The 24,228-nt window shown below is 68.0% G+C and carries 12 protein-coding genes and 1 tRNA gene; 12 read left to right on the top strand and 1 reads right to left on the bottom strand.

Going from position 1 to position 24,228, the window contains the following annotated elements:
- Window positions 1-208: 208 nt before the first annotated feature.
- Genes LZC95_25085 through LZC95_25055 form a run of 7 tightly spaced genes read left to right on the top strand, consistent with a single transcriptional unit; the run spans window position 209 to window position 16,454 of the window.
- Window positions 209-7,336: an SDR family NAD(P)-dependent oxidoreductase gene (locus LZC95_25085; GenBank protein WXB00078.1), complete on the top strand. Its 7,128-nt coding sequence runs from the start codon at window positions 209-211 to the stop codon at window positions 7,334-7,336.
- Entirely contained in the window at window positions 7,333-11,646 is a 4,314-nt protein-coding gene (locus tag LZC95_25080) for a 4'-phosphopantetheinyl transferase superfamily protein (GenBank protein ID WXB00077.1), read from the top strand. Before LZC95_25085 ends, LZC95_25080 begins: the two co-directional genes overlap by 4 nt.
- On the top strand, window positions 11,633-11,950 hold the full coding sequence (locus LZC95_25075; protein WXB00076.1) for a phosphopantetheine-binding protein: 318 nt from the start codon (window positions 11,633-11,635) through the stop codon (window positions 11,948-11,950). The genes LZC95_25080 and LZC95_25075 overlap by 14 nt, the downstream gene beginning before the upstream one ends.
- Window positions 11,923-12,684, top strand: a complete 762-nt coding sequence (locus LZC95_25070; GenBank protein WXB00075.1) for an alpha/beta hydrolase — start codon at window positions 11,923-11,925, stop codon at window positions 12,682-12,684. The genes LZC95_25075 and LZC95_25070 overlap by 28 nt, the downstream gene beginning before the upstream one ends.
- On the top strand, window positions 12,677-13,462 hold the full coding sequence (locus LZC95_25065) for an alpha/beta hydrolase (protein WXB00074.1): 786 nt from the start codon (window positions 12,677-12,679) through the stop codon (window positions 13,460-13,462). The genes LZC95_25070 and LZC95_25065 overlap by 8 nt, the downstream gene beginning before the upstream one ends.
- Complete coding sequence (locus LZC95_25060; protein WXB00073.1) at window positions 13,459-14,628, top strand: hypothetical protein; 1,170 nt, start codon at window positions 13,459-13,461, stop codon at window positions 14,626-14,628. The genes LZC95_25065 and LZC95_25060 overlap by 4 nt, the downstream gene beginning before the upstream one ends.
- Window positions 14,625-16,454, top strand: a complete 1,830-nt coding sequence (locus LZC95_25055) for a class I SAM-dependent methyltransferase (GenBank protein WXB00072.1) — start codon at window positions 14,625-14,627, stop codon at window positions 16,452-16,454. Before LZC95_25060 ends, LZC95_25055 begins: the two co-directional genes overlap by 4 nt.
- A gap of 458 nt (window positions 16,455-16,912) precedes the next feature.
- On the opposite strand, the gene LZC95_25050 is transcribed toward LZC95_25055, so the two are convergent.
- Window positions 16,913-18,487: an FAD-binding oxidoreductase gene (locus tag LZC95_25050; protein WXB00071.1), complete on the bottom strand. Its 1,575-nt coding sequence runs from the start codon at window positions 18,485-18,487 to the stop codon at window positions 16,913-16,915.
- 71 nt (window positions 18,488-18,558) lie between these two features.
- On the opposite strand from LZC95_25050, the gene LZC95_25045 reads away from it, so the two are divergent.
- The 5 genes from LZC95_25045 (at window position 18,559) to LZC95_25025 (ending at window position 24,220) form a co-directional block, all read left to right on the top strand.
- Window positions 18,559-20,463, top strand: a complete 1,905-nt coding sequence (locus tag LZC95_25045) for a bifunctional homocysteine S-methyltransferase/methylenetetrahydrofolate reductase (protein ID WXB00070.1) — start codon at window positions 18,559-18,561, stop codon at window positions 20,461-20,463.
- A gap of 15 nt (window positions 20,464-20,478) precedes the next feature.
- Entirely contained in the window at window positions 20,479-21,789 is a 1,311-nt protein-coding gene (locus tag LZC95_25040) for a hypothetical protein (protein WXB00069.1), read from the top strand.
- Window positions 21,790-21,832: 43 nt separating this feature from the next.
- Window positions 21,833-21,906, top strand: a tRNA-Ile gene (locus LZC95_25035).
- Window positions 21,907-21,995: 89 nt separating this feature from the next.
- Complete coding sequence (locus LZC95_25030) at window positions 21,996-22,736, top strand: C4-type zinc ribbon domain-containing protein (GenBank protein ID WXB00068.1); 741 nt, start codon at window positions 21,996-21,998, stop codon at window positions 22,734-22,736.
- 8 nt (window positions 22,737-22,744) lie between these two features.
- Window positions 22,745-24,220 carry a protein kinase gene (locus tag LZC95_25025; GenBank protein ID WXB00067.1) on the top strand — a complete coding sequence of 492 codons (1,476 nt, stop codon included), beginning with the start codon at window positions 22,745-22,747 and terminating at the stop codon, window positions 24,218-24,220.
- Window positions 24,221-24,228 lie beyond the last annotated feature (8 nt).

The raw sequence follows: 24,228 nt of genomic DNA, 5'->3' as shown, positions 1-24,228 counted from the left end.
AGTTTCTGGGGGTCGGCGAAAATAAATAATCGATTGAAATATCGATTCCGTGTCTCCACTTGCCTGATCGGCTGACCCTTACGGGACTTCTTATTGCTGCGTTTGTTCCTGCACGCTGGAGCATCGACTATGGGGAGGGGAGAAAGAAGTCACAAACATGCTTGCCGCCAAGGCAGTCGTGGGGCTCAGCCCATTCGAGAGTCCTGATGTGACACTGGTTGCAGCACTCGCGCGGTCTTCCGCGCTGGGCGTGCTCGATCTGGGACACGACGAGAAAGTCGCGCGAGAATCGCTCGATCTTCTCGTACGCCGTCGCATTGGCACGTTCGGTGTGCGCATTCCAGAGAACTCCGAGCTTTACGGCTTGGACCTACCCGAGGAAGTGCGCACCGTGGTGTTGCCGGCCTCGATGCTCGAGAAAGCGCACGCGTTGCTCGCGCGTTTGCAGGGGGATCGTGCGCTGATCGTTCAAGTGCGCAGCCTCGAGGAAACGCGCATCGCGATCGCTGCGGGCGCCCACGGACTTATCGTCAAAGGCCAAGAGGCCGGCGGTATGGTGGGGGACGAAACTTCTTTCATCCTCGTCCAGCGCGTGGTCGCCGAAGTGTCCCGCTCCGGTGTGCATCTCCCCGTGTGGGTGCAAGGCGGGATAGGCCTGCACACAGCGCCCGCGTGCATCGCGGCAGGTGCGACGGGCGTGGTGCTCGATTCCCAACTTGCGTTGCTCGACGAGGCCGAGACGTCTGCCGAAATTCGGCGCGCGCTCGGTGCGTTCGACGGCAGCGAAACAATCGTCGTTGGCGGATATCGTCTCTATGCGCGGCCCAATGCGCGCGTCCCGCAAGCTGACTCGACATCAACCGAGATAGCCTCGCAACTCGGCGCGAAAAATCCGGCCGAGCACTTCATTACCCTCGGGCAGGACGCCGCCATGGCCGCGCCCTTCGCCAAGCGGTTCGGCACGGTGGAGCGCCTCGTGCGCGCCATCCACACCGCCATCGATGGGCACGTGAAGCAAGCCCGGGCCGGGCGGCCCCTCGCGCGGTTCTCTGCGTTTGCGCAGGAGTACGGCACCATCTTCCCGATCGCGCAGGGCCCGATGACCCGCGTGAGCGATCGCCCCGAGTTCGCCGAGGAGGTCGCACGCGGCGGTGGCCTGCCGTTCCTGGCGCTCTCATTGATGCGCGGCCCCGAAGCGCGCAAGCTCGTCATCGAAACGCGCGATCGCCTGGCCGAGCGCGCGTGGGGCGTAGGCATCCTCGGCTTCTTGCCGCCGGAGACGCGGGACGAACAGCTCGCACTGCTGACGGAAATCCGCCCGCCGGTGGTGCTCATCGCCGGTGGCCGCCCCTCGCAGGCGAAGCCCCTGGAGCAGGTGGGCATCAAGACGTTCCTGCACGTTCCCTCGCCGGGCCTGCTGGATCTTTTCATCAAAGAGGGGGCGCGCCGCTTCGTCTTCGAAGGCCGCGAGTGCGGCGGCCACGTGGGTCCGCGTTCGAGCTTCGTCTTGTGGGAGGCCGCCGTAGAGCGACTCCTTGCGTGCGAGCGATTGAACGACATCAGCGTGCTCTTCGCGGGTGGCATCCACGACGCCATGTCCGCGAAGATGGTCGCCACACTGGCCGCTCCGCTGGCCGCGCGTGGTGCCAAGATCGGCGTCCTCATGGGCACGGCGTACCTCTTCACCGAGGAAGCCGTCCGCGGCGGTGCCATCGGCGAAGTTTTCCAGCAAGCCGCCATCGACTGCGAGCGCACCGTGCTCTTGGAGACGGCGCCGGGCCATGCCACGCGTTGCGCAGAGAGCGACTACGTCACCTTGTTCGAGCGCGAACGCGAGCGCCTGGCGGCCGAAGGCAACGATGCGCAGGCCACCTGGGCGGCACTCGAGCAGCTCAACGTGGGCCGGCTGCGGCTCGCCTCCAAAGGCCTGGTGCGCGAAGGCGACAACCTCGTTTCGGTCGCCGAAGAGGCGCAGCAGCGCGATGGCATGTTCATGATCGGGCAGGTCGCCTCGATGCGAAATGGGCGCTGCACGATCCGTGCATTGCACAGCGACGTGAGCGACCGTTCCACCGAAGAGCTCTCGGACATCACCCTGCCGGACCCGCTCCCTTCGCGCGGCCGGATTGACGTGGCCATCGTCGGTATGGCCTGCATCCTGCCGGACGCGCCCGACCTGGCATCGTTCTGGACCAACGTGGTCACCGGGCGGAATGCCATCCGCGAGGTGCCGCACGAGCGTTGGAACCCGGCGCACTACTACGACCCGAACGGCACCGGTGAGAAGACGCCCTCCAAGTGGGGCGGCTTCATCCCCGAGACGCTGTTCGACCCGGGCAAGTACGGCATCCCGCCGCGCTCGCTCGCGGCGATCGATCCGGTGCAGATCCTCTCGCTCGAGGTCGCGCGGCGCGCCCTCGACGATGCCGGGCTCGCGACCAAGTCGTTCGACCGCGAGCGCGCCAGCGTCGTGTTCGGCGCGGAGTCGGGCAACGATCTCTCGAGCGCCTACGGCTTCCGGGCGAGCTACCCGCAGTACATCAGCGGCGAGATGCCCAAGGAGCTCGACGAGAGCCTCCCGAAGCTCACCGAGGACTCGTTCCCTGGCGTTCTCTCCAACGTCATCGCCGGCCGCATCGCCAACCGGCTCGACTTGCGCGGCGTGAACTACACCATCGACGCCGCGTGCGCTTCGTCGCTCGCCGCGCTCGATGTCGCGTGCAAAGAGCTGGCGAGCGGCTCGAGCGATCTCGTGCTGGCCGGCGGCGCCGACCTGCACAACGGCATCCAGGATTACCTGATGTTCGCCAGCGTGCACGCGCTGTCGAAGAGCGGCCAGTGCAAGCCGTTCGACGCATCGGCGGATGGCATCGCGCTCGGCGAGGGCGTGGCGGCGGTCGTGCTCAAGCGCCTCGCGGACGCAGAGCGCGACGGGGATCGCGTCTACGCCGTCATCAAGGGCGTCGGTGGTTCGAGCGATGGCAAGAGCCTCGGGCTCACGGCACCCCGCAAGGAAGGGCAGATTCGCGCCCTGGAGCGCGCCTACTCGCGGGCGGGCGTCTCGCCCACGCGGGTCGGCTTGGTGGAGGCCCACGGCACGGGCACGGTGGTGGGCGACCGCACCGAGCTCTCGGCCCTGACGGAGCTTTACACGGCGGCGGGTGCGCCCAGCGGGCGTTGCACCCTGGGTTCGGTCAAGTCGCAGATTGGCCATACCAAGTGCACCGCCGGCATGGCGGGGCTCATCAAGGCGGCGCTCTCGATTTACCACGGCGTGCTGCCGCCCACGAAGAACATCACGTCGCCCAATCCGGGTTACGACGCAGAGAGCAGCCCCTTCGTGCTGCGCGATGCGGCCGCACCCTGGACCGACGACGAACTGGTCGCGGCCGTGAGCGCGTTCGGCTTCGGTGGAACGAACTTCCACACGGTGCTCTCGTCGGATGGTGCGACGTCGGCTCCGAAGACGGCGCTCACCGAGTGGCCTGCGGAGCTGTTCGTGCTGCGCGGCGAGACGGCGGCGGATGTCACGCGGGTGGTCGACGCCATCGACGCCATGACCAAGACGGACTTCCCGCCGAAGCTTCGCGAGCTCGCCGCGTCGGTGGCGCGTGAGAACGCGGGGTCGAAGGTGCAGGTCGCACTGGTCGCCACGTCGATGGCCGATCTGCGCGACAAGCTGGCGGCGGTGCGCGAAGGCCGCACCGTGGACGGCGTGCACGTGGCGCATGCCACGGCGGAGGGCGGCAAGGTCGCCTTCGTGTTCCCGGGGCAGGGGAGCCAGCGGCCGGGCATGCTGGCCGACTTGTTCGTGACCTTCCCCGAGGTGCGCGAGCTGCTCGACATCGGGCGCGCGTACGGCGATCGGCTGTTCCCCGGCGGGGCGTACCGGCCGGAGGTGCGCAAGTCGCAGCAGCAGGCCATCACCGACACGCGCGTGGCGCAGCCGACGTTGGGCATCGCGGATCTGGCGATGGCGCGGCTGCTCGAGCGCACGGGCGTGAAGCCGGAGATGACCGCGGGTCACAGCTACGGTGAGCTGGTGGCGCTCTCCGTCGCCGGGGCGTTCTCCGCGGATACGCTGCTCGCGCTCTCCGAGGCGCGTGCGCATTCGATCCTCGGTGCGGCCGGAAAAGACCCTGGGACGATGGCGGCGGTGCGCGCGGCGCCGGATCGCGTGCGCGAGGTGCTCGGCGAGGGCGCCGATCCCGTGCTGGCGAACCACAATGCGCCGGACCAGACGGTGATCGCCGGATCGAAGAAGGCCGTCGAGGACGCGTGCGAGCGCCTTGCGGCCGCGGGCATCGGGGCGCGGGCCATTCCGGTGGCGTGCGCGTTCCACAGCCCCATCGTCGCGGGCGCGGTGGAATCGTTCGCGGAGCATCTCTCCAACGCGGATATCGAGGAGCCGCTCATTCCGGTGTATGCAAACGCCAGCGCGCAGCCGTACGCGGCGAGCGCCGAGGGCGTGCGCGAGACGCTGGCCTCGCAGATTGCGTCGCCGGTGCGCTTCGTCGAGGAGATCGAGGCGATGTATGCCGCGGGGGCGCGCATCTTCGTCGAGGCGGGGCCGGGCGGCGTGCTCACCGAGCTGGTGGGGCGCATTCTGAAGGGCCGGCCGCACGTCGCCGTTGCGTGCGACAAGAGCGACATGCACGGCGTGACGTCGTTCTTGACGGCGCTCGCGCGGCTCGCGGCGGCGGGCGTGGCCATCGACCTGCGGCCGCTGTTCGACGATCGCACGGCGGGGATCGATCTCCATGCGCCGTCTGCGTTTGCTGCGCCGGCGACGGCGTGGGTCATCGATGGGGGAAGCGCGCGGCCGATTCGCGGCGAGCTGCCCGACTTTGCCATGCGCCCGCTTCCGGCGCCTGTCTCTTTGGTCCCACCTGGCCCACCTGTCTCACCTGTCTCACATGTCGCGGCTGCGGCGGCTTCACCCTCCTCTCAGAAAAGCTTCGAAGGTGCCTCCATGGATGATGAATCACAAAGTGTCATGCGCGAGTACCTGCGGTCGATGCGCGAGCTGGTGGACGCGCAGCGCGAGGTGATGTTGCGCTTCCTCGGCGAGACGTCGGCGCCGCGGGTGCAAGTCGAGCGCATGCCATCCGAGCCGGTGCCCCGCACGCAGCGCGCATCCGTGCCGCCGAAGAGCAACGGTATCCATCATTCGAATGGCATCAACGGCACGAATGGCGCGTACGCGAATGGCCATGCGAACGGGCATGCCAACGGGCACGCGAACGGTCACTCCAACGGCTACCATGCCAATGGCCACGCGAACGGGCATACCAACGGGCACACGAATGGCCACGCCAATGGGCATACGAATGGCCATGCCAATGGGCATACCAACGGGCACACGAACGGCCATGCCAATGGGCATACGAACGGGCACACGAACGGCCATACCAACGGTCACACCAATGGATCGATCAAGCCGCCCCCGCCGGTGAAATCGGCCTTCGAGGTGCTCGTGGCCACGGTGAGCGAGCGCACGGGCTACCCGGCCGACATGCTCGACGCCGACTTGGACCTCGAAGCGGATCTGGGCATCGACTCCATCAAGCGCATCGAGATCCTCGGTGAGATGCGCGAAAAGCTGGGCATTCAAGGCGCCGACGCCGGCGACGTCCTCGTCGAGAAACTCGCCGCCGCCAAAACGCTGCGCAGCATCGCCAAGCTGCTCGAGCCCGAAACGTCGCCGGCCTCCGAGGTCAAAGCCGAAAAGGCCGAGGCCAAGGTCGAGAAGACGGAAAAGACGCAAAAAGCAGAAAAGGCAGAAAAGGCAGAAAAAGCAGATAAGGCCGAGAAGGTCGAGGAGCCCCCGCCAACCTTGGCGCCGGCCGCCCTCAAAGAGAAGCAGGCGTCCGATAGCACGCCGCCGCCCTCCAGCGTGAAGCGCTACGTCATGGAGGTGGCCTCCGTGCCGCCGCCCTCGATGTCCAGCCTCCGCCTCGCGGGCAAGCAGTTCGCGCTCACCGCCGATGCCACCGGCGTTGCCCGCAAGCTCGTCGAGAAGCTCGAGCGCGAAGGTGCGCGCGCCCGCATCGTCGAGCCGGGCGAGGAACTCGGTGAGGTCGATGGCCTTTTGCATCTGGCCTCGCTGGGTGACGGCTCGCCGGATACCCTGCGGCGCCTCTTCGTCCGCGCCAAGGAAGCCACCGCGCGCGGCAAGCTGCACTGGGTCGTCGCGGTGACCGGCCTCGGTGGCCGCTTTGGCCATCACTCCCACGCGCAGAGCCCGCGCTTTACCGCTGCAGGCGTCTCCGGTTTCCTCAAGAGCCTCGCCAAAGAATGCCCCTCGCTGCACGTGCGGGCGATCGACCTCGACATGCACGAGGACGTGAACCAACTCGCGCAGCACGTCTTCGACGAGATCCTCGCCGACGACAACCACCTCGAGGTGGGCTACGCCGGCGGTGAACGCAAGACCCTCGTGGTCTCGGCCCGCGCATCGGCCTCCTCGCCCGAGGTGCCGCTGACCATCGACGAAGAGAGCGTCGTGCTCTTCACCGGCGGTGCACGCGGTATCACGGCGACGATCGCGCTGGCCATGGCGCGGCGCTTCCGTTGCACCATCGAGTTGGTCGGCCGCTCGCAGCTGCTCGCCAACGACGAGGACGACGCCGAGCTCCAGGGCGCGACCGATGTCGCCTCCCTGCGGCGGCTCCTCATCACGCGCATGAACGGCGCAGGCCCCTCGAACCCGCAGGCCATCGACGCCCACGCGCGGCAAATTCTCGCCGACCGCGAGATCCGCGCCACCCTGGCGGCGATTCGCCAGGCCGGCTCGACGGTGGATTACCACGCGGTGGACGTGCGCGACGAAGCCGCGTTCCTAGCCGTCATCGACAAGCTGCGCGCACGCCACGGCCGCATCGACGGCGTCGTGCACGGTGCGGGGCTCATCGAGGACAAGCTGCTTCGCGACAAGACGCACGAGTCCTTCGCCCGCGTCTTCTCCACCAAGGTGAACGGCGCACGCACCCTGGCGCGCAAGCTCGCCAACGAGGTCCGCTTCTTCGTGCTCTTCTCGAGCGTCTCGGGCGCGTTCGGCAACCGCGGCCAGATCGACTACGCGGCGGCCAACGACGCGCTGGACAAGCTGGCGCACCATCTGCACGCCACGGTGAACGGGCGCGTGCTCTCGATCAACTGGGGCCCGTGGCGCGGCGCAGGCATGGTCCGGCCCGAGCTCGAACGTGAATACGAGCGGCGCGGCATCGCGCTGATCGATCCCGAGGCCGGTGTGCAGCGCTTCTTCGACGAGCTCCTGGAGGGAACGGATCCGCAGGTCATCCTGACTGCGGCATCGGCCGAGGCCCTTGCGTGAGTGTCGCCATCGTCGGTATGGCGTGCCTGTTTCCAGGCGCGCCGGACCTCGATACGTACTTCCGTAACCTCAGCGACGGCAAAGACGCCATCACCACGGTTTCACCGGCGCGGCTCGACCCGGTGTTCTTCGACAAGGGCCAGCGCGCCCCGGACCGGTTCTATTGCCAGCGCGGCGGTTTCATCGACGACTTTGCCGACTTCGACGCGACCGGCTTCGGCGTCATGCCGATCGCCGCGAAGGGCGGTGAGCCCGATCAGTTGCTCGCGCTGGAAGTGGCCTCGCGGGCGCTGGCGGATGCGGGCTACCACGACCGCCCCTTCGCGCGCGACCGCGCGGCGGTCATCGTGGGGCGCGGCGGCTATGCCGGTTCTGGGCGGACGCGGCTCGAGCAGCACGTCCGCGCCGCCGAGCAAATCGTGGCCACCTTGCGTGCGCTCTTGCCGGATCTGGACGAGGCGACGCTGGGGCGCATCAAGTCCGAGTTTCAAGCGCAGACCGGGGCGGCGCGCGCGGATGCGGCCATCGGGCTCGTGCCCAACCTCGCCGCCTCGCGCATCGCCCACCGACTCGACCTGCACGGGCCTGCCTTCACCGTCGATGCGGCGTGCGCGAGTGCCCTCGTGGCCGTCGACCAAGGATGCTCCGAGCTGGCGAGCGGCCGCTGCGATCTGGTGGTGACCGGCGGCGTTCATCTCTGCCAGGACGAGGCGTTCTGGAGCGTGTTCTGCCAGCTCGGCGCGCTCAGCCCGAGCGAGACGATCCGCCCCTTCGACCGGCGCGCCGACGGCTTGCTCATCGGCGAAGGCATCGGCATGGTCGTTCTCAAGCGCCTCGCCGACGCGGAGCGCGACGGCGACCGCATCTACGCCGTGGTGCGCGGGTGCGGCTCGTCGAGCGATGGTCGCGCTACGTCGCTCATGAGCCCGTCCCTCGAGGGGCAGGTCCTCGCCCTCGAGCGGGCATGGAAGCAAGCGGGGCTCGATCCCAAGAGCGTCGGGCTCGTGGAAGCGCACGGCACGGGAACCCCGACCGGCGATCAGACCGAGCTCACCACGCTCGCGCGCGTGTTCGGCCAGGCCAGCCCCGGCGAGCGGCGCGCCGTCGTGGGTTCCGTCAAATCGATGATCGGGCACGCGATGCCCGCCGCCGGCGCAGCAGGCCTCATCAAAGCGGCACTGGCGGTCTACCACGGCGTGCTCTTTCCCACGTTGCACTGCGACGATCCGAGCCCGCTGCTCGAGGCCACGCGCTTCCGCGTCATCGGCCGCTCCGAGCCGTGGGAAACGTCGGGCGAGGCTCGTCGGGCGGGCATCAACGCCTTCGGCTTCGGCGGCATCAACGCGCACGTCGTCCTCGAGCAGCGCGTCCTCCACCGCGAGAAATCGGCCCCGGCTGCCACGGGAGGCGATCGCATCGCGCTCTTTTCGGCGCCGACGCACGACGAACTCCTCGCCGATCTCGCGAACGGCCGCGAGCGCATGGACGCCGGTCCCGCGCGCCTGGCGCTCTTCGACCCGACGCCGGAGCGCATCGAGCGCGCGCGCACCATCGCCCAGCGTGGCAAGTCGTGGCGCGGCCGCGAAGGCATCTTCTTCGCGCCCCAGGGCCTTCTCGCCTCGGGCGGATCCATCGCGTTCCTCTTTCCCGGCGTCGACGCTTCGTTCGAGCCGCGCATCGACGATCTCGCCGCGTACTTCCACCTGCCTTTGCCGGCGTGCACGCGGCCGCAGAACCTGTACGAGACCGGCGTCGGCATCATCGGCGTGAACCGTCTGCTCGATGGCGTTTTGCGTCGCCTCGGCATCGTCCCCAAAGACGTCGCGGGTCACAGCATCGGCGAGTGGAGCGGGATGATCGCCACCGGCATCACCCCCGAGGGCGCGGTCGACGACTTCGTGGCGAACCTCGGGCCGGACAAGCTCAAAGTGCCCGGCGTGGTCTTCGCGGCCGCCGGTTGCAGCATGGAACGCGCCGAGCAGGCCATGACGGGCCTCGACGAGATTGCCCTTTCCCACGACAACTGCCCGCACCAGGTCATCTTCTGCGGGCGCGAAGAGTCCGTGGACATCGCCCTGGCGCGCCTGAAAATCGACGGCGTCCTTTGCCAGAAGCTCCCATTCCAGTCCGGGTTCCATTCGCCGCTCTTCGCCGATTTCCTCGGCCCGCACCGCGAGCACCTGGAGCACCTCGCCGTCGGCTCGCCAAAGGCGCCGCTCTGGTCGGCGACCACGTGTGCGCCGTACCCGTCATCGCCGGTGGCGATTCGGGCGCTGGCCCTCGAGCACCTGGTGGAGCCGGTTCGCTTTCGCCAATTGATCCTCGCGCTCCACGCGCAGGGCACGCGCGTCTTCGTCCAAGTGGGCACGGGCAGCCTCGTCGGCTTCGTCGAGGATACGTTGCGCGGGCAACCACATTTGGCCATCGCCTCCAACGTGAAGGATCGCACGGGCCTCGAGCAGCTCCGTCGCGTGCTGGCGTCTCTGTTCGTCGAAGGCGCGGACGTCAGCGCGGCCTACCGCGGGCGAGCGCTCCTTCCCGAGGATCCGCCCCTCACGCTCCCTCCGCCCTCGAAGGAGGGAGCGTCGGTGCGTCCGCCACCGGCGCCGCGTCCCCGCATGCCGCTCGCCCTGGGCGTCCCACTGATTCGCAACATCGCCCCTCTTCGCCGTCCGCCCCCCGTGCCCGTGCCCGTGCCCGTGCCCGTGCCCGCGCCCGCCGCCAGGCCCCTGGCCGATCTGCCCATTCCCGATTCCCCCTTTGCGGCGGAATTCCTCGAGAGCCTCGACGCCATCGCCCAGGCGCAGCGCGAGGTCCTCACCTTGCTCGCCAAACCGCGCCTGTCTCCGCGGGAGGTCACCACGCTCCGCACCTTCTCCATCGAGACGATGCCGACCTTGGTCGATCACTCGTTCTACCGCCAGCCACCGCGCTGGCCCGTCCTTTCCGATCGATACCCCGTGGTGCCGATGACGACGCTGATCGATCTCATGATCGAGCACGCCGAAGACACCGTTCCCGGCCGCGTGGCCGTTGCGGTGGAAGACATCCGCGCGTACCGATGGTTTGCCGTCCACAAGCCCGTGGAGCTGCCCATCACGTGCCGCTTCGACGGCCGCGACCGCGTTCACGTGCGCCTCGGTGACTACAGCGAGGCCACCGTGGTCGTCGCCGAAGACTACGAACCCGCACCGCCCGACGACACCGGGCCCCTCGACGATGCTGCGCCCGCGCCCATCGACGCGCGCACCCTCTACGAGGATCGCTGGATGTTCCACGGCCCCGAATTCCAGGGCGTCGTCGACGTGGGCATGCTCGCGGCCGACGGCATCCGCGGGGAGCTCGAGGTCGGCCGCGCCCGCGGCGCCTTCCTCGACAACGCCGGCCAACTCTATGGCTACTGGGTCATGGCCCGGCACGAAACGAATCGCTTGGCCATGCCCGTGCGCATCGGGCGCGTGCGCCTCTTCGGGCGCCACCCGCTGCCGGGCGAGCGATACAACTGCACCGTGCGCATCCGCCGCATCGACGACAAGAGCGTCGTCGCGGATCTCACCCTGGGGCAAAACGGCCGCGCGTGGGCCGTGCTCGAGTCGTGGGAAGACCGACGCTTCGACAGCGATCCGCGCTTCTGGAACATGCTCATCTGGCCCGAGAAGAGCGCGCTCGCCGAACCGCAGCCCGAAGGCTTCATGCTCTTCGAGGACCCGTACCGCGCCGCGCCCACGCGCGACCAGATGCACCGGCGCTTCCTCGGCGAGGCCGAGCGCGCCGACTACGAACGACAAGGCCCGCGCAAGCAGCGCGCATGGCTCAGCGGCCGCGTCGCCGCGAAGGATGCCGTGCGCCACCTGCTCGGGCAACTCGGCCACGGCCCGCTCTTTCCCGTGGAGGTGACCATCACCAACGAGCCCTCGGGCCGGCCCGTGGTGACCACGCGCTTCGCGGAGGACATCCGCGTCTCCATTGCCCACAAGGATGACACCGCGGTGGCCATCGCCCGCGAGGGGCAGGACGTGGGCATCGACATCGAGCGCATCGAGGCGCGTACCGATGCGTTCGCAGAGCTATCCTTCTTGCCCGAGGAGCTGCGCCTCGTCGCCGACGAACCGCGCGACGCCGGCTGGACGCGCCTCTGGGCGGCGAAGGAGGCGGCGGCCAAAGCCCGCGGCACCGGCCTCGAAGGGGCGCCGCGCAAGTTTCCCATACGCGACCGCGTCGGCGGGCGCCTACTCGTCGACGGCGTGTGGGTCGATACGAAACGCCACGGCAACTACATCATCGCCTGGACGGTCCATGAACGAAAATAACCTTTCCACCATATCCAACGACGCTGTCGTCCTCGCCGATCTCGGGACGATGATTCGCGAGGTGATCGGCGAAGAATGGGCCGAGGACGTGCCCATCGAAATGGAGACTTCGTTCGCCAAGGACCTCGAGCTCGAGAGCATCGAGTTCGTGGCCCTTGCAGAACGGCTCAAGGAGAAATTCGGCAAGGGCGTCGATTTCGCCGGCTGGCTCGGCTCCATGGAGCTCGAGCAGATCTTGCAACTGCGCGTGGGCCAACTCGTGGAGTTCATCGTTCGATGCAACTCGGCATCGCCCACGGCGTAGAGCTCCACGTTCAAGAGCTCGGAAGCGGCCCGCCCGTGGTCATGCTCCACGGTTTGTTCGGAAACCTGGCCACCTGGTACTTCACCACCGCCGCCGAGCTCGCGAAATCGCACCGCGTGATCGTCTACGATTTGCGCGGGCACGGCCGCAGTGCGCGAACGCCGTACGGCTACGACGTCGCGACCATGGCCGGCGATCTCGAGGCCGTGGTGGAGCAGATCGCGCGCGACGACGTGACCTTGGTGGGCCATAGCTACGGCGGTGTGATTGCGCTCGCGTATGCGCTGCGTTCACCCCATCGGGTGCGCAAGCTCGCGCTGGTCGAGGCGCCGCTGCCGCCGCTCGATACCGGCGAGCTCTGGTCGCGCTACACCGCCGTCGCCAAAGCCGATACCGCGTCGATGCTGGCATCGCTGCCCAATGCGGTGCGCGATGCCTTGGTGGCGGGCGGGCGCAGGGCAGGGCGTTTTCTCGAGACGGTGCGCTTTTTGAGCCTCGAGAGCTCGCTCCGCGACGATCTGGCGCGCGCCGAGATGTCCGATGCAGCGCTGGCACGGCTCGCGTGTCCGCTGCTGGCCGTGTACGGGAACGCGTCGGGCGTGCGGCCTTCGGGCGAGCGCCTTGCGCGCGTCGTTCCGGGCGCGGCCTACGTCACGTTGGAAGGGGGACACGATCTTCCGCAGGAGTCCCCGGCGGCATTGACCCGAGAGCTCGTGAGGTTCATCGATGGCTGAAACCGTCGTCGGAGGCGTTCGCCTGCATTACCAGCGGCTCGGTGTCGAGGGCGCGCCCTTGCGGGCCGTCTTCGTGCACGGGCTCGTGATGGACAATCTGTCGAGCTGGTACTTCACCGTGGCCAATGCGCTCGCCGCGTTCGCCGACGTGGTGCTCTACGACTTGCGCGGCCATGGCTTGAGCGAGCGCCCGGCGCAGGGCTACCGCGAGGCCGAGATGGTCGGAGACTTGTGCGGCGTGCTCGATGCGACGGTGGGCGATGCGCCCGTCGTCCTCGTGGGCAATAGCTACGGCGCGTTCCTCTCCGTGCGCTTTGCGCTGCGCCACCCGGATCGCGTGGCCGGGCTGGTGCTCGTGGATGGACATCTGGGCGATAGCGACTTCGGCGAGCGCATGGCCGCAACCCTTTCGCTGCAAGGCGACGAAGCGGACAACGCGATTGCGGCCTCATTTCAAAATTGGCTCGGGCGTCATAGCGCGCGCAAGCGCACCAAGCTGGGCGACATGGCCCGCGCCCTGGTGAACGACACCACCTTGGTGCGCGATCTGCGGGCGACGCCGCCGCTCACCGCGGCCGACTTCGAGCGCATCACGGCGCCGGCCCTCGCGCTCTACGGCGAGAGCTCCGACTTGCTCTCGCGCAGTCTTCCGGTGGTCGCGCGCATGCCGCACTGCACGGTGCGGGTGCTGCCCGGGTGCACGCACTCCATCCTGTGGGAGGCCACCAACGAAGTGAAAACGCGCATCGTGGACTTCTGCCGCGAGGTGCAGCCGTGAGGTCGGCGAGGGCGAAGCGCATTCTCTTCGTGGTGCCTCCGCTCACCGGGCACGTGAACCCCACCGTCTCCGTGGCGCGCGCGCTCATGGCACGCGGGCACCGCGTGGCGTGGGCGGCGCATGCGCGGTATGTGGGCCACCTGCTTCCCGAGGGGGCCGAGCTCGTGCCGCTGGATGATCCGCGTTTCGACGAAGCGTGGGTCGACTTGCGCGAGCGGTCCAAGTCGGTACGCGGCTTCGAGAGCCTGCAATTCCTCTGGCAAGAGGTGCTCGTTCCGCTCGCCCGCGGCATGCTGCCCAGTGTTCAAGACGCCATCGCGCGCTACGAGCCCGACGTTCTCTCGGTCGATCAGCAAGCCATCGCCGGCTCCCTGGCCGCCCGGCGCGCGCGCATTCCCTATGCGACTTTGTCGACGACGTCGGCCAGCGTGGTGGATCCGCTGCAGGCCTTGCCCAAGGTCAAACAGTGGGTCGATGCGCAACTCGAGGGGCTCGAGCGTGAGGCGGGCCTGACGCCGATGCGCGCGCCGGATATCTCGCCGCATTGCGCGATTGTCTTTTCGACCGAGGCCTTGATCGGCGAGCAGGCGTGGCCGGTGCATTACCGCTTCGTCGGCCCTTCGATCGAGGATCGACCCGACTCGAGGCCGTTTCCCTGGGAGTCGCTCGCGCCGGGCCCGCGTGTCTTCGTGTCGCTGGGAACGGTGAGCACGGAGGTGGGGGAGCGCTTTTACGCCAACGTCGTCGAGGGGCTTCGCGACATTGGGGCGCAGGTCATTCTCGCGGCGCCGCCGGCGCTGGTGCCCGAGGTGCCGCCCACGTTTCTCGTGCGCGAACGCGTGCCGCAGCTGGCCTTGCTGCCCAAGGTGGACGCCGTCGTGTGCCACGCGGGGCACAACACGGTGTGCGAGTCGCTGGCCCATGGGCTTCCGCTGGTCGTGGCGCCGATTCGCGACGATCAGCCGGTGGTGGCGAGCCAAGTCGTTCGCGCCGGCGCGGGCGTGCGTGTGCGTTACGGCCGCATGTCGGCCAAGAGCTTGCGCGAGGCCGTGCAGGGCGTCCTCGGCGATCCTTCCTACCGGCGCGCTGCCGAGCGCGTGCGGGAGTCATTTCGAGCCGCAGGTGGTGCACGGGCCGCCGCAGATGCATTGGAGGCGTTGGCGTGATTGCAGGGGCACTCATCGGTGGGGCACTCGTTGCCTTGGGCCTGTTCGACTCATTGAACAAGCGCGGTCGCGCGGCGGCGCTTCAACGCTTGGCGCCTGCGACCACGGACGTGGCACCCGAGCACGTGTTCATCGTGCGCCCCGGGGTCGTCCTCGACGACGCCACGCGACGTGCGGCCAGCGCCCACGCCCGCGCGATGGGCCTCTTGGCGCTCGACCTGGTGTCGCCCAAGCTGGCCGCGTGGCGCGTGCAACTGTTCCTCACCTTGGCCAATCCGGCCACGTACCGGCGCGACCGCATCGGCAACGGTGTGAGCGCGTGCGATGCGCTTCTCGTGGATCGCGAGACGCTCGCGCGGGCTACACACGGCGGCCGAGCCCCGGCGGAGCCGGCGGACGCCATCGAGTTCGCCAAGCTTGCCGCGACGTTGAAGCACTATGCCTCGACGGAAATGGACTTTGCCGTCGCCCCGGGTCTGGAGACGCCGGGCATCTCGCTGCGCGAGCGGCGCCGTCTTTTGCGCATGGGATTCGGCAATTACGTGGGCCCCGTGATTGCGCTGCACGTGGCGCTCACCATCCTCGCGATCTTGCTCGCGCCGATGTGGGGTCTCGCGGCCCTGCTCATGCGCCACCTGGAGATCTTCGTCTCCACCTTGGGCACACCGCTCTCGCCACGCGATCGCGCCGTCTATTTCGTGTCGCGCACGGCCGTCGAGCTCGCGAGCACCTTCGGCCCGATGAACGAGGCGCCGGGTCGCCGCACCACCGAGCAAGAGTTGGCGCAGGCGTACGACACGCTGCTCGCGCAAGGCACGTCGCGCTTCTTCGAGCGGCCGCGCGAGGACTGCCCTCTTTGCGGCAGCCGCGCGCTTTCGAAGGCGCTGGAGATCGGCGACCGCTACCAAGGCAAGCCCGGGCGCTTCACGTTGTCGCGGTGCGATTCGTGCCGCCACGTCTTTCAAAATCCGCGCCTGTCGATCGAAGGGCTCAATTTTTATTACCGCGACTTCTACGACGGTCACGGTGAAGAGGAACTCGCCGGGCTGTTCGCTTCCACGCCCGATCTGTACCGGGCGCGCGCACGCATGGTCGCCGGTGTGGATCAACCGCGTCGTTGGCTCGACGTGGGCGCTGGCCATGGCCACTTCTGCAGCATCGCGCGCGACATCCTGCCGAACACGCGCTTCGACGGGCTCGATTTGGCCGAGAGCATCGAGGACGCCGAGCGCCGTCGCTGGGTGGATCGCGGCATCCGCGGTCTGTTCCCGGAGGTGGCCCCCACGCTCGTGGCTGCGGCGGAGCGCTACGACGTCATCAGCATGAGCCATTACCTCGAGCACACGACGGATCCGCGTGCCGAGATCGCGGCCGCGGCCGACGTTCTGCAGGAGGGTGGACTCTTCTTCATCGAGGTCCCCGATCCGGAGAGCCGCTTCGCGCGCTTGCTGGGCCGCCAGTGGATGCCATGGTTCCAGCCGCAGCATCTGCACTTCCTCAGCACGGGCAATCTGGAGCGTCTGCTGCGCGAGCACGGCTTCGAGCCGGTCCTCTGGCACCGCGGCGAAGCGCATCAACCGGTGGACTTCACCTTCGGCACCTATCTGCTCTTCGCCGATCTGGCCCCGCTCATCGACGGACCCTGGCGCAACACCCGCAGCGGCGCCATCAAGCGCGTCTTCTGCGGTTTCCTGCGCATGCTGTCACTGCCCATTTTTCTTTTCGCGAACATCCTGGACCGAATTCTCGCGCCCTTCGTCCGGCGCCCGGGCTGGTCCAACACCTACCGCGTCGTCGCCCGCCGCACCGCCCTTCCCGCGGAGTGACGCTGCGAGCTCGCGCTCGATGGCGGCGAGGAGCGCTTCTTCGTCCGGTGAAAGGGCCGGATTGCGCTCCATGTGAAAAAGCTCGGTCGAGGGGCGGGGGATGGCGCGGGGGTGGACGCGGAGCCAGGCGCGCGTGATGGTGACGAAGCGCCCGTGCATGCCGAAGGCGAGCGCCATCAAGTCGGGGCCCGTGGAGCGGCGTGGCGCGGGGCGGATGGACAACGAGGTGCCGTCGGGCAACGTCGCGTCGAGGCCGGCGATGAGGTGATCGGCAGGGTCGAGCCACGGATCCGGTGCGCCGGGCGCCCCTTCGCCGAGCCAGGTGCCCACGTCTTTGTCGCGATGCATTGCGAAATCGGCCACGCCCAAGGTGAGGTCGTCGCTCGAGAGCGCAACCTCGATGTCGCTGAGCTTCGTGCGCGCGTCGATGTCGACGAGAAGACTTTCGCGATCCACCTTCATGCGTGCACCGCCTTCGCGTGCGCGTCGTCCGCATAGGGAAATGGCTCGATGGGCGGAATGAGATTGCCCGGGTTCAAAACGGAATCGGGATCGAATGCGCGCTTCAAGGCGCGCACCACCTCGACGCCGCGGCCCAATTCGCGGCCGAGCCGCGGTGCCTTCGAGCGGCCGGCACCGTGGTGGTGCGCCAGCGTACCGCCCGCGGCAATGGCGGCGTCCAACGCGCGCTGCCAAGTGGCGTCGTAGACGCGTTCGCAGGCGGCGTCCCACTCGCCGGCCCGGGCGCCCGGTGCGGCGCTTCCGGCAAAGGAGAAATAGATGCAGCAGCCGTCGGGGTACGCGTGGCTCAGATGGGCCATCACGAAAACGCTCTCACCGAGGGCCCGGCGCACGCCGTGATAGAGCGCGCCGAGGCGTGACCACGTCGCGCAGACCTCCATCGTGTCCAAAAAGAGCCCCGACGCAATGGTCGGAGCCTGCCGGTAGCTGATGGAGTACCGGTGCGCCATCCAGCGGCGCGCGGGACCTTCACCGAGGTACTCGCCGCGGCACGATTCCACGAGCCTTCGCGCCGCCTCCGCATCGCGTGTCGGCTGCTCGCCCTGTCCCTCGAACACGGCCACGATGAGCGCACCGCCGAACGCTTTCGTCCCGAGCCCGCTGTCGACGAGCGCATTGAACGCCGCCGGCCTTCGCAACAGCGCCCGCAATGCCGCAGCGCCTGCGCCCGGCGCCTTCTTCTTCCCAGAAGCATGACTCTTCACGCTTCCGCGGCGCGCCAGCATCGCGTCGAACGGATCGTACAGACGACAGACCGCCGGCCGCAGCCCCGATTGAAAGAGCACACGCATCGCCTCCCACCCATCTTCCGTCGAGGGAAAGCTCCACGACGCAAACCCACGCGACTCGGGGGCGCGGTGAAGCCGCAACGTCGCCGACGTGACGATGGCCAACGTCCCCTCGCTGCCCACGACCAGTGGCACCAAGTCGGGCCCATTCGTGCGCCGATGCAGCCGCACGACCTCGCCACGCCCGGTGACGCATTCGAGCGAGGCCACCATGTCCTCGATCTTTCCGTAGTAGCCCGAGTTCTGCCCTGCACTGCGCGCCGCGACCCAGCCGCCCACGGTGCTGCACAGAATCGACGAAGGAAAATGCCCCAAGGTGAAGCCGTGCCGCCCCAGCTCCTCCTCCAACGGAAGACCCATGTGCCCGGCCTCCACGTCGAGCGATGGCGCGTTTGGATCGAAGGCGCGCCATCGGTTCATGCGCTTCAAATCGACAACCACCACGTCCTCGCGCGGCAAGATGCCCGCGCACACGCCGCTCCCCGCACCGAATGGAACCAGCGGCGTGCGCGTTCGGCGTGCCCACTGCACGAGCGATTGCACCTCCTCGGTGGAAGCCGGCCACACGATCACGCCGGGGCGATGCTCCGCCACGTTTCCCGCGCGTACCGCCAGGTGATGGCGCGGCCAGAGATCGCGCGCGTAGGCGACGCGATCGGCCGAATCGGTACTCCTTCGCAGGGAGGGAAGGGCACGTTCCAGTTCGATGGAGAGCTCGCTCACGGGATCCTTTATAGCGGCCCGAGCGCGTTCCCGCTGCGCTCCCGGTACATCCGAGCTATACCTTCGCGGAAATGACTGCGCGTCCCCTACGTCCGTTCCTCGAGCACCTTGCGTCCGAACCCCTCGTCGTCGATGGGGCTATGGGCACGCAGCTCTACGAGCGAGGCATCCTTTACAGCACGTGCTTCGAAGAGCTCAACGTTTCCCGCGCCGAGGTCGTCACCCGCGTTCACGAGGATTACGTGCGTGCCGGCGCCACCGTGCTGGAGACGAACACCTTCGGTGCGAACGCGCTTCGCCTCGAGAAGCACGGCCTCCAGTCGCGCGTGCGCGAGCTCAATCTGGCGGGCGTGGCCCTCGCGCGTGCGGCGGCAGGCGGGCGTGCGTACGTGGCCGGTGCCATCGGACCCAGCGGCTACTTCCTCGGCGAGGCCAGCGCGAGCGATCTCGCCAAGGTCCGGGTGGCCCTGCGCGAGCAGGCGGATGCGCTCGTCGAAGCTGGGATCGACGTTCTCGTGGTGGAGACGTTCCGCCAGCCCAACGAGCTCCTCGTTGCGTTGGATGCGGCCGTGAAGGCTTCGGCTGGCAAAGTGCCGGTCGTGGCGTGCGCATCCCTCGACGAGCACGGCCGCATGGCCGACGGCACCTCCGCGCTGGAAATCGCCTCGCAGCTCCGGGACGAGGGCGCCGCCGTCGTCGGGGTCAACTGCTCCGATGGCCCCATGAACGTCCTCTCCGCCGCCGAGCAGATGCTCCGGCTCGGCCTTCCCGTCTGGGCGGTGCCCAACGCAGGCCTCCCGCGCCGCGTGGACGAGCGCCTCGTTTACGTCTCCACCCCCGAGTACTTCGGCCTGTATGCGCGCCGCATGTTCAAGCTTGGCGTGCGCGCCGTCGGCGGGTGTTGCGGCACCACGCCCGAGCACATCAAGCGCATCGCAGCCTCGGCGCGTATGGCCGGTGCCGCCGATGCGCGCGAGCCAGATTCCAGCGTCGTCGTGCGTGACGAAGGCACCTCGCAGGTCGCTGCTCTTCCGCGTGGCCTCTTGCCCGTGTCGTTCGAAAAGAAGAGCGATCTCGCCAGCAAAATCGGCAAACGCTTCGTCGTCTCCGTCGAGGTCAACCCGCCCATTGGCCTCGACCCCTCGAAGGCGGTGAACGCCGCGCGCATGCTCAAAGAGGGCGGCGTCGATGTCATCAACATCGCCGATGGCGCCCGCGCGCAAGCGCGCATGAGCAACCTCGTCATGGCCGGACGCATCCAGCGCGAGGTCGGCATCGAGACCATCCTTCACGTCTGCGGGCGCGATCGCAATCTGCTCGGCACCCTGGCGCATCTTCTCGGTGCGCACGACATGGGCATTCGCAACCTCGTCGTCATCACCGGCGACCCGCCGAAAATGGGCGAGTTCCCCGATGCGACCCCCGTCTACGATCTCGATTCCATCGGCATTTTGAAGCTCGCCGCGCGTTTGAACAACGGCATCGACCCCGGCGGCCGCGCGCTGGGCGACGTCACGCGCTTCGTGCTCGCCACCGGCGCCGAACCTTCCGCGCTGAACTACCCGCGCGAGATCGAGCGCCTCAAGTTGAAGAAGGAGGCGGGGGCCGAGCTGGTGATGACCCAGCCCGTCTACGATCCGGCGGCGCTCGATCGGTTCCTCGCCGACATCGCGCCGCTCCAATTGCCCGTGCTCGTGGGCCTTTTGCCGCTGGCGAGCTACCGCAACGCGGAGTTCTTGCACAACGAGGTGCCGGGCATGCAGGTTCCCGAGCACGTGCGCGAGCGCATGCGCAAAGCGGGAAGCGGTGCCGCGGGCCGCAAGGAAGGCGTGGCCATCGCGCGCGAGATGCTCGCGGCCGTGCGCGACAAGGTGGCCGGCGCGTACATCATGCCGCCGCTCGAGAAATACGAGCTGGCGCTCGAGGTGATCGACGGCTTCCAGGGCCCCATCACCGCGACGCGCGCCCTCGGCTAGGCAATGCCGTTCGGCATGCCGAAAAGGCTCCTGCTCTCGGTCGCCGCATGGGCGGCCGTGTGCGCGGTGGGCTTGACCCTGGTCATCCGGGCCTGCTCCTCGCCGGGCCGCGCCGAGTCCGCGGCCGATGCCGGCGTGCCCGAGGGCGGCCTTCCCGCGCGCTGCACGCGCGAGCCCAATGCCGTCGCACTCGGCGAAGGATTCGCGCGCGGCGATGCCTTGGTCGGTGAGGGCGTGGCGACGAACGACGGCTACGCCATCGGACTCGTGCGGCGCGCCGGCAAGGATCGGCGTGCCAGCCTCGCCGTCGTGAAGGCTGATCTCAGCGGAGGGGCGACCTTCGTCGATCTCGGTCAGGCCACGGGCGATCTCCCGCCGCCGCGGCCCTTCGTGCACCGCGGCGATCTTTTCGCCGCGGGCTATGCGCGCGCGGGCGACGGCCGCAACCTCGTGCTCTCGCGCGTGCAGGGCACGACGGCGGCGGCCTTCGTCGAATTGGCCCAAGAGCGCGACGAGTCCCTCGCATTCGACGTCGTCACCTCGCCCGAGGGGCCCGGCATCGTGGCATGGGACGAGGACGCGGCCAGCGGCGACGCCGGCGTGGAGCGTGGCGTCATCAAGGTCGCCGTGATTCCCCAATCAGCGGAAAAAAACGTTGGCGGCGCGATCGTTTCCGCGAGCGGCGCCGACGTCGAGCGGCCGCACGGCATCGCGCGCGCGGGCGGAGGTTTTTGGCTCGGCTGGATTGCCCGCCGCCGCGATCCGCGGGGCGAGAATGACCCAAATGGAATCGAAGGCCCCGGCGAAGATCGCGCCTTTTCCTGGCTCGAAATCGCGCGCATCGACGACGCGGGCAAGCGCGTGGGCGAGGTGCGTCGCGTCACGAGCGACGCGGGGCACGTGACCGCGTTCGACTGGCTCGCGGGCGCCGATGGCACCGTGGAACTCTTCGTGCGCGACGACGGCGAAACCACGCAAGAAGGCGAGGGTGGCCGCATCCTTCGCATCGGGGTGCGCGACGACGGCGTCCAGCCATCGCAAGCGCTGGTGACCGGAGGCGTGGGGCAGGGCGATCCGGCTCCGCTGGGCACCCCGGGCAGTCGCTGGCTCTTCTACACGGACGTGACCGAGCACGCGCAGGCCGTTTTCCTCGATGGATCGGCCGCCCCCGCGACCCCCATGGCGATGCCCGCCCTCGACGGTCAGAGTCCGCTTTCGTCCAAATCGTCCGGACCGGCAGTGCTTCTGCTCGCTGTAGGTGCGTCCGCGGAAGGAAAAGATCAAGTCGAGGCGCGTCTCGTTCGCTGCGAGGCGTTGAATAGATAAGCTGATTCGACTACGGTTCGCCCCGTGCTACCCCCAGCTTGCCGGGCCCATAGCTCAATCGGTCAGAGCCCCCGGCTCATAACCGGGCTGTTCCTGGTTCGAACCCAGGTGGGCCCACGAAAGCATGATTCTCAGGAAGCCGGTTGCCTGCACCGCACCGTCTTCAAGAGCGGGTCATCTGACGGCACCCGCCAAGGAGTGAGAGCTTGAGCATCACCGAGCAGATTCGTTCGCTCGAGGAACTGGCCTCCGTCGATGCGGAGCTGAAAATCCTCGAGGACCAGCTCAATCAAGAGCGTTCAACGCTCGACGCACTACGAGGAAGCCTCCAGAAGCTGGAGGACAAGTTGAAGACGGACCGCGCCCACATCGCTGCGCTCGACAAGACGCGCTCCGATTTGGTGGCCGAGGTTCGGCAGATGAATCAGCAGATCGAGCACTCGCGCGAGAAGATGAACCGCTCGCGCAACGAGCGCGAGGCCAACGCCGCGCAGCGCGAGCTCGAGGAGCTCCGCAAGCTCCTGCGCGATCGCGAAGAGGAAATCGGCAAGCTGACGACCGAGGCCGAAGGCGCCCGCCAGGGCATCGAGGGCACCGAGGGAGAGGCCAGCAAAATTTCCGCTGAGCTGGGATCGCAAGAGGGCGACATCAGCTCGCGCTTGAGCGAGGTCGAATCGCAGAAGGCCAAGCGCGTCACCGATCGCGAGGTCGCGGCGAAGAAGCTGCCGCCCGTGCTCTACCGCCGTTACGAACAAATCCGCAGCAAGCGCGGGACGGGCATCGCGCAAACTTCGGACGGCACCTGCAAGGCGTGCAACATGGCGCTTCCGCCGCAACTTTTTCATCGCTTGCGACGTGAGCCATTGCTCGACCAGTGCCCGTCGTGCAACCGTATCATTTACTTCGTCTCGCCTGCGGCGGCTGCGCAGCCAGTGAAAGAAGGCTAATCGAGCCAGTGAAGAGCTGTCCCAAGTGCCAACGGGTGTACCCCAACGATGCCGGCTTTTGTGCCGCGGACGGCACGGGACTCGTCTTCACGAGCATGGTCCCTGTGGCGAGCGAGGACGATCGCCGCATTGGCCTGCGTCTGTGCAACCGCTACGAGATTCGGCGGGTCATCGCCGACGGCGGCATGGGGCGCGTGTACGAGGGCGTCGACAAGGCCACGGACACGCGCATTGCCGTCAAAGTTTTGCACGACGACGTCGCGCGGGACGAAGTGTCGGTCGAACGCTTCCGCCGCGAGTTCGAGATTAGTGCAAAGCTGCCGCACGACCATATCGTGCAGGTGCTCGACTTCCAGCAGGATCCGCAGACGCGCGACTGGCTGATGGTCATGGAGTTCCTCGACGGTGAGGAGCTCCGCGTGGTGCTGCGTCGCGAGCACTCGATTCCACCGGAACGCGTCATCCGCATGCTGTCGCAGACCGCCATCGGGCTCGATGCCGCGCACGCCATCAACTTCGTTCACCGCGATTTGAAGCCGGACAATCTGTTCTTGTGCGGCAGCCGCGATGGCGATGTCGTGAAGATTTTGGACTTCGGTTCGGTGAAGGACAAAAACACCGACGCGAAGAAGCTCACGGTGCTCGGGACCACGATTGGGTCGCCGTATTACATGGCACCGGAGCAGGCGCAGGGCTTGGAGACGTTGGACAGTCGCGCGGACGTGTTCGCGCTGGCCGCCATCGCGTACGAGTGCCTGTGCGGCGGGGTGCCATTCCCCGGTACCAACGGTCCGTCGATTCTCTTGGCCATTCTGACCAAAGACGCAGACCCGCCGAGTGTGCGTTGCCAAGGCCGCTCCAATCCTCCGCCGCCCGCGTTGGACGACGTGATGGAGGAGGCGATGGCGAAGAATCCGAACATCCGCACCCAGTCTGTGGGGATGCTCGCGGATGCCGTTGGCCGCGCGTACGGGCTCACCGGGGACCATTTCGCGTGGGCGAAGACGCCGCAGGCGGAGTTGGCGCAGCTCATCGAAACCGCGCGGCCGCATTTGCTGAAGACGCGGCAGATCAACGTGCTCGAGGCATCGGCGGATCCCTTTGCGATGTCGCAGCCGGTCGCCGCGCACCCTGGTTTCCCGCCCACCGCCCCCGCCGCCGGCCTGGTCCACGCGCAGAGCGGTGGCGGCGGCATCGTGGTGCAATCGCCCGACGGGGGCGCCGTTCCCTACGGTGCGTTGGCAGGGAAAGCTCCGCCACCGGATGCGTATGCGCCGTCGCCACCCGTGCAATACGACGCTCGCGCCGCCGAAGTTGCGGCGCGCACCGCGAACACGGTGCCGGGTCGTTCCAACGGCGTCGAGGACGAGCCCATCGAGATTGCGGGGCTGTCGTCGAAAGACCAGCCCAAGTGGCTGATGCCGGCGATCGCAGGCGGCGTGGTGTTGCTGCTGCTGATCATCGTGTTGATCGCGATGAAGTAGCCGCCTGC

This window comes from Sorangiineae bacterium MSr12523 (assembly GCA_037157775.1).
GTDB classification, from domain to species: Bacteria; Myxococcota_A; Polyangia; order Polyangiales; family Polyangiaceae; genus Pendulispora; species Pendulispora brunnea.
This window is presented reverse-complemented; position numbering and strand designations above follow the sequence as displayed.

Excerpts from the sequence above, each read along its gene's own strand:
- LZC95_25065 (WXB00074.1), top strand. The coding sequence starts at position 12,677 with ATGGCTGAAACCGTCGTCGGAGGCGTTCGCCTGCATTACCAGCGGCTC.
- LZC95_25045 (WXB00070.1), top strand. The coding sequence starts at position 18,559 with ATGACTGCGCGTCCCCTACGTCCGTTCCTCGAGCACCTTGCGTCCGAA.
- LZC95_25075 (WXB00076.1), top strand. The coding sequence starts at position 11,633 with ATGAACGAAAATAACCTTTCCACCATATCCAACGACGCTGTCGTCCTC.
- LZC95_25040 (WXB00069.1), top strand. The coding sequence starts at position 20,479 with ATGCCGAAAAGGCTCCTGCTCTCGGTCGCCGCATGGGCGGCCGTGTGC.
- LZC95_25070 (WXB00075.1), top strand. The coding sequence starts at position 11,923 with ATGCAACTCGGCATCGCCCACGGCGTAGAGCTCCACGTTCAAGAGCTC.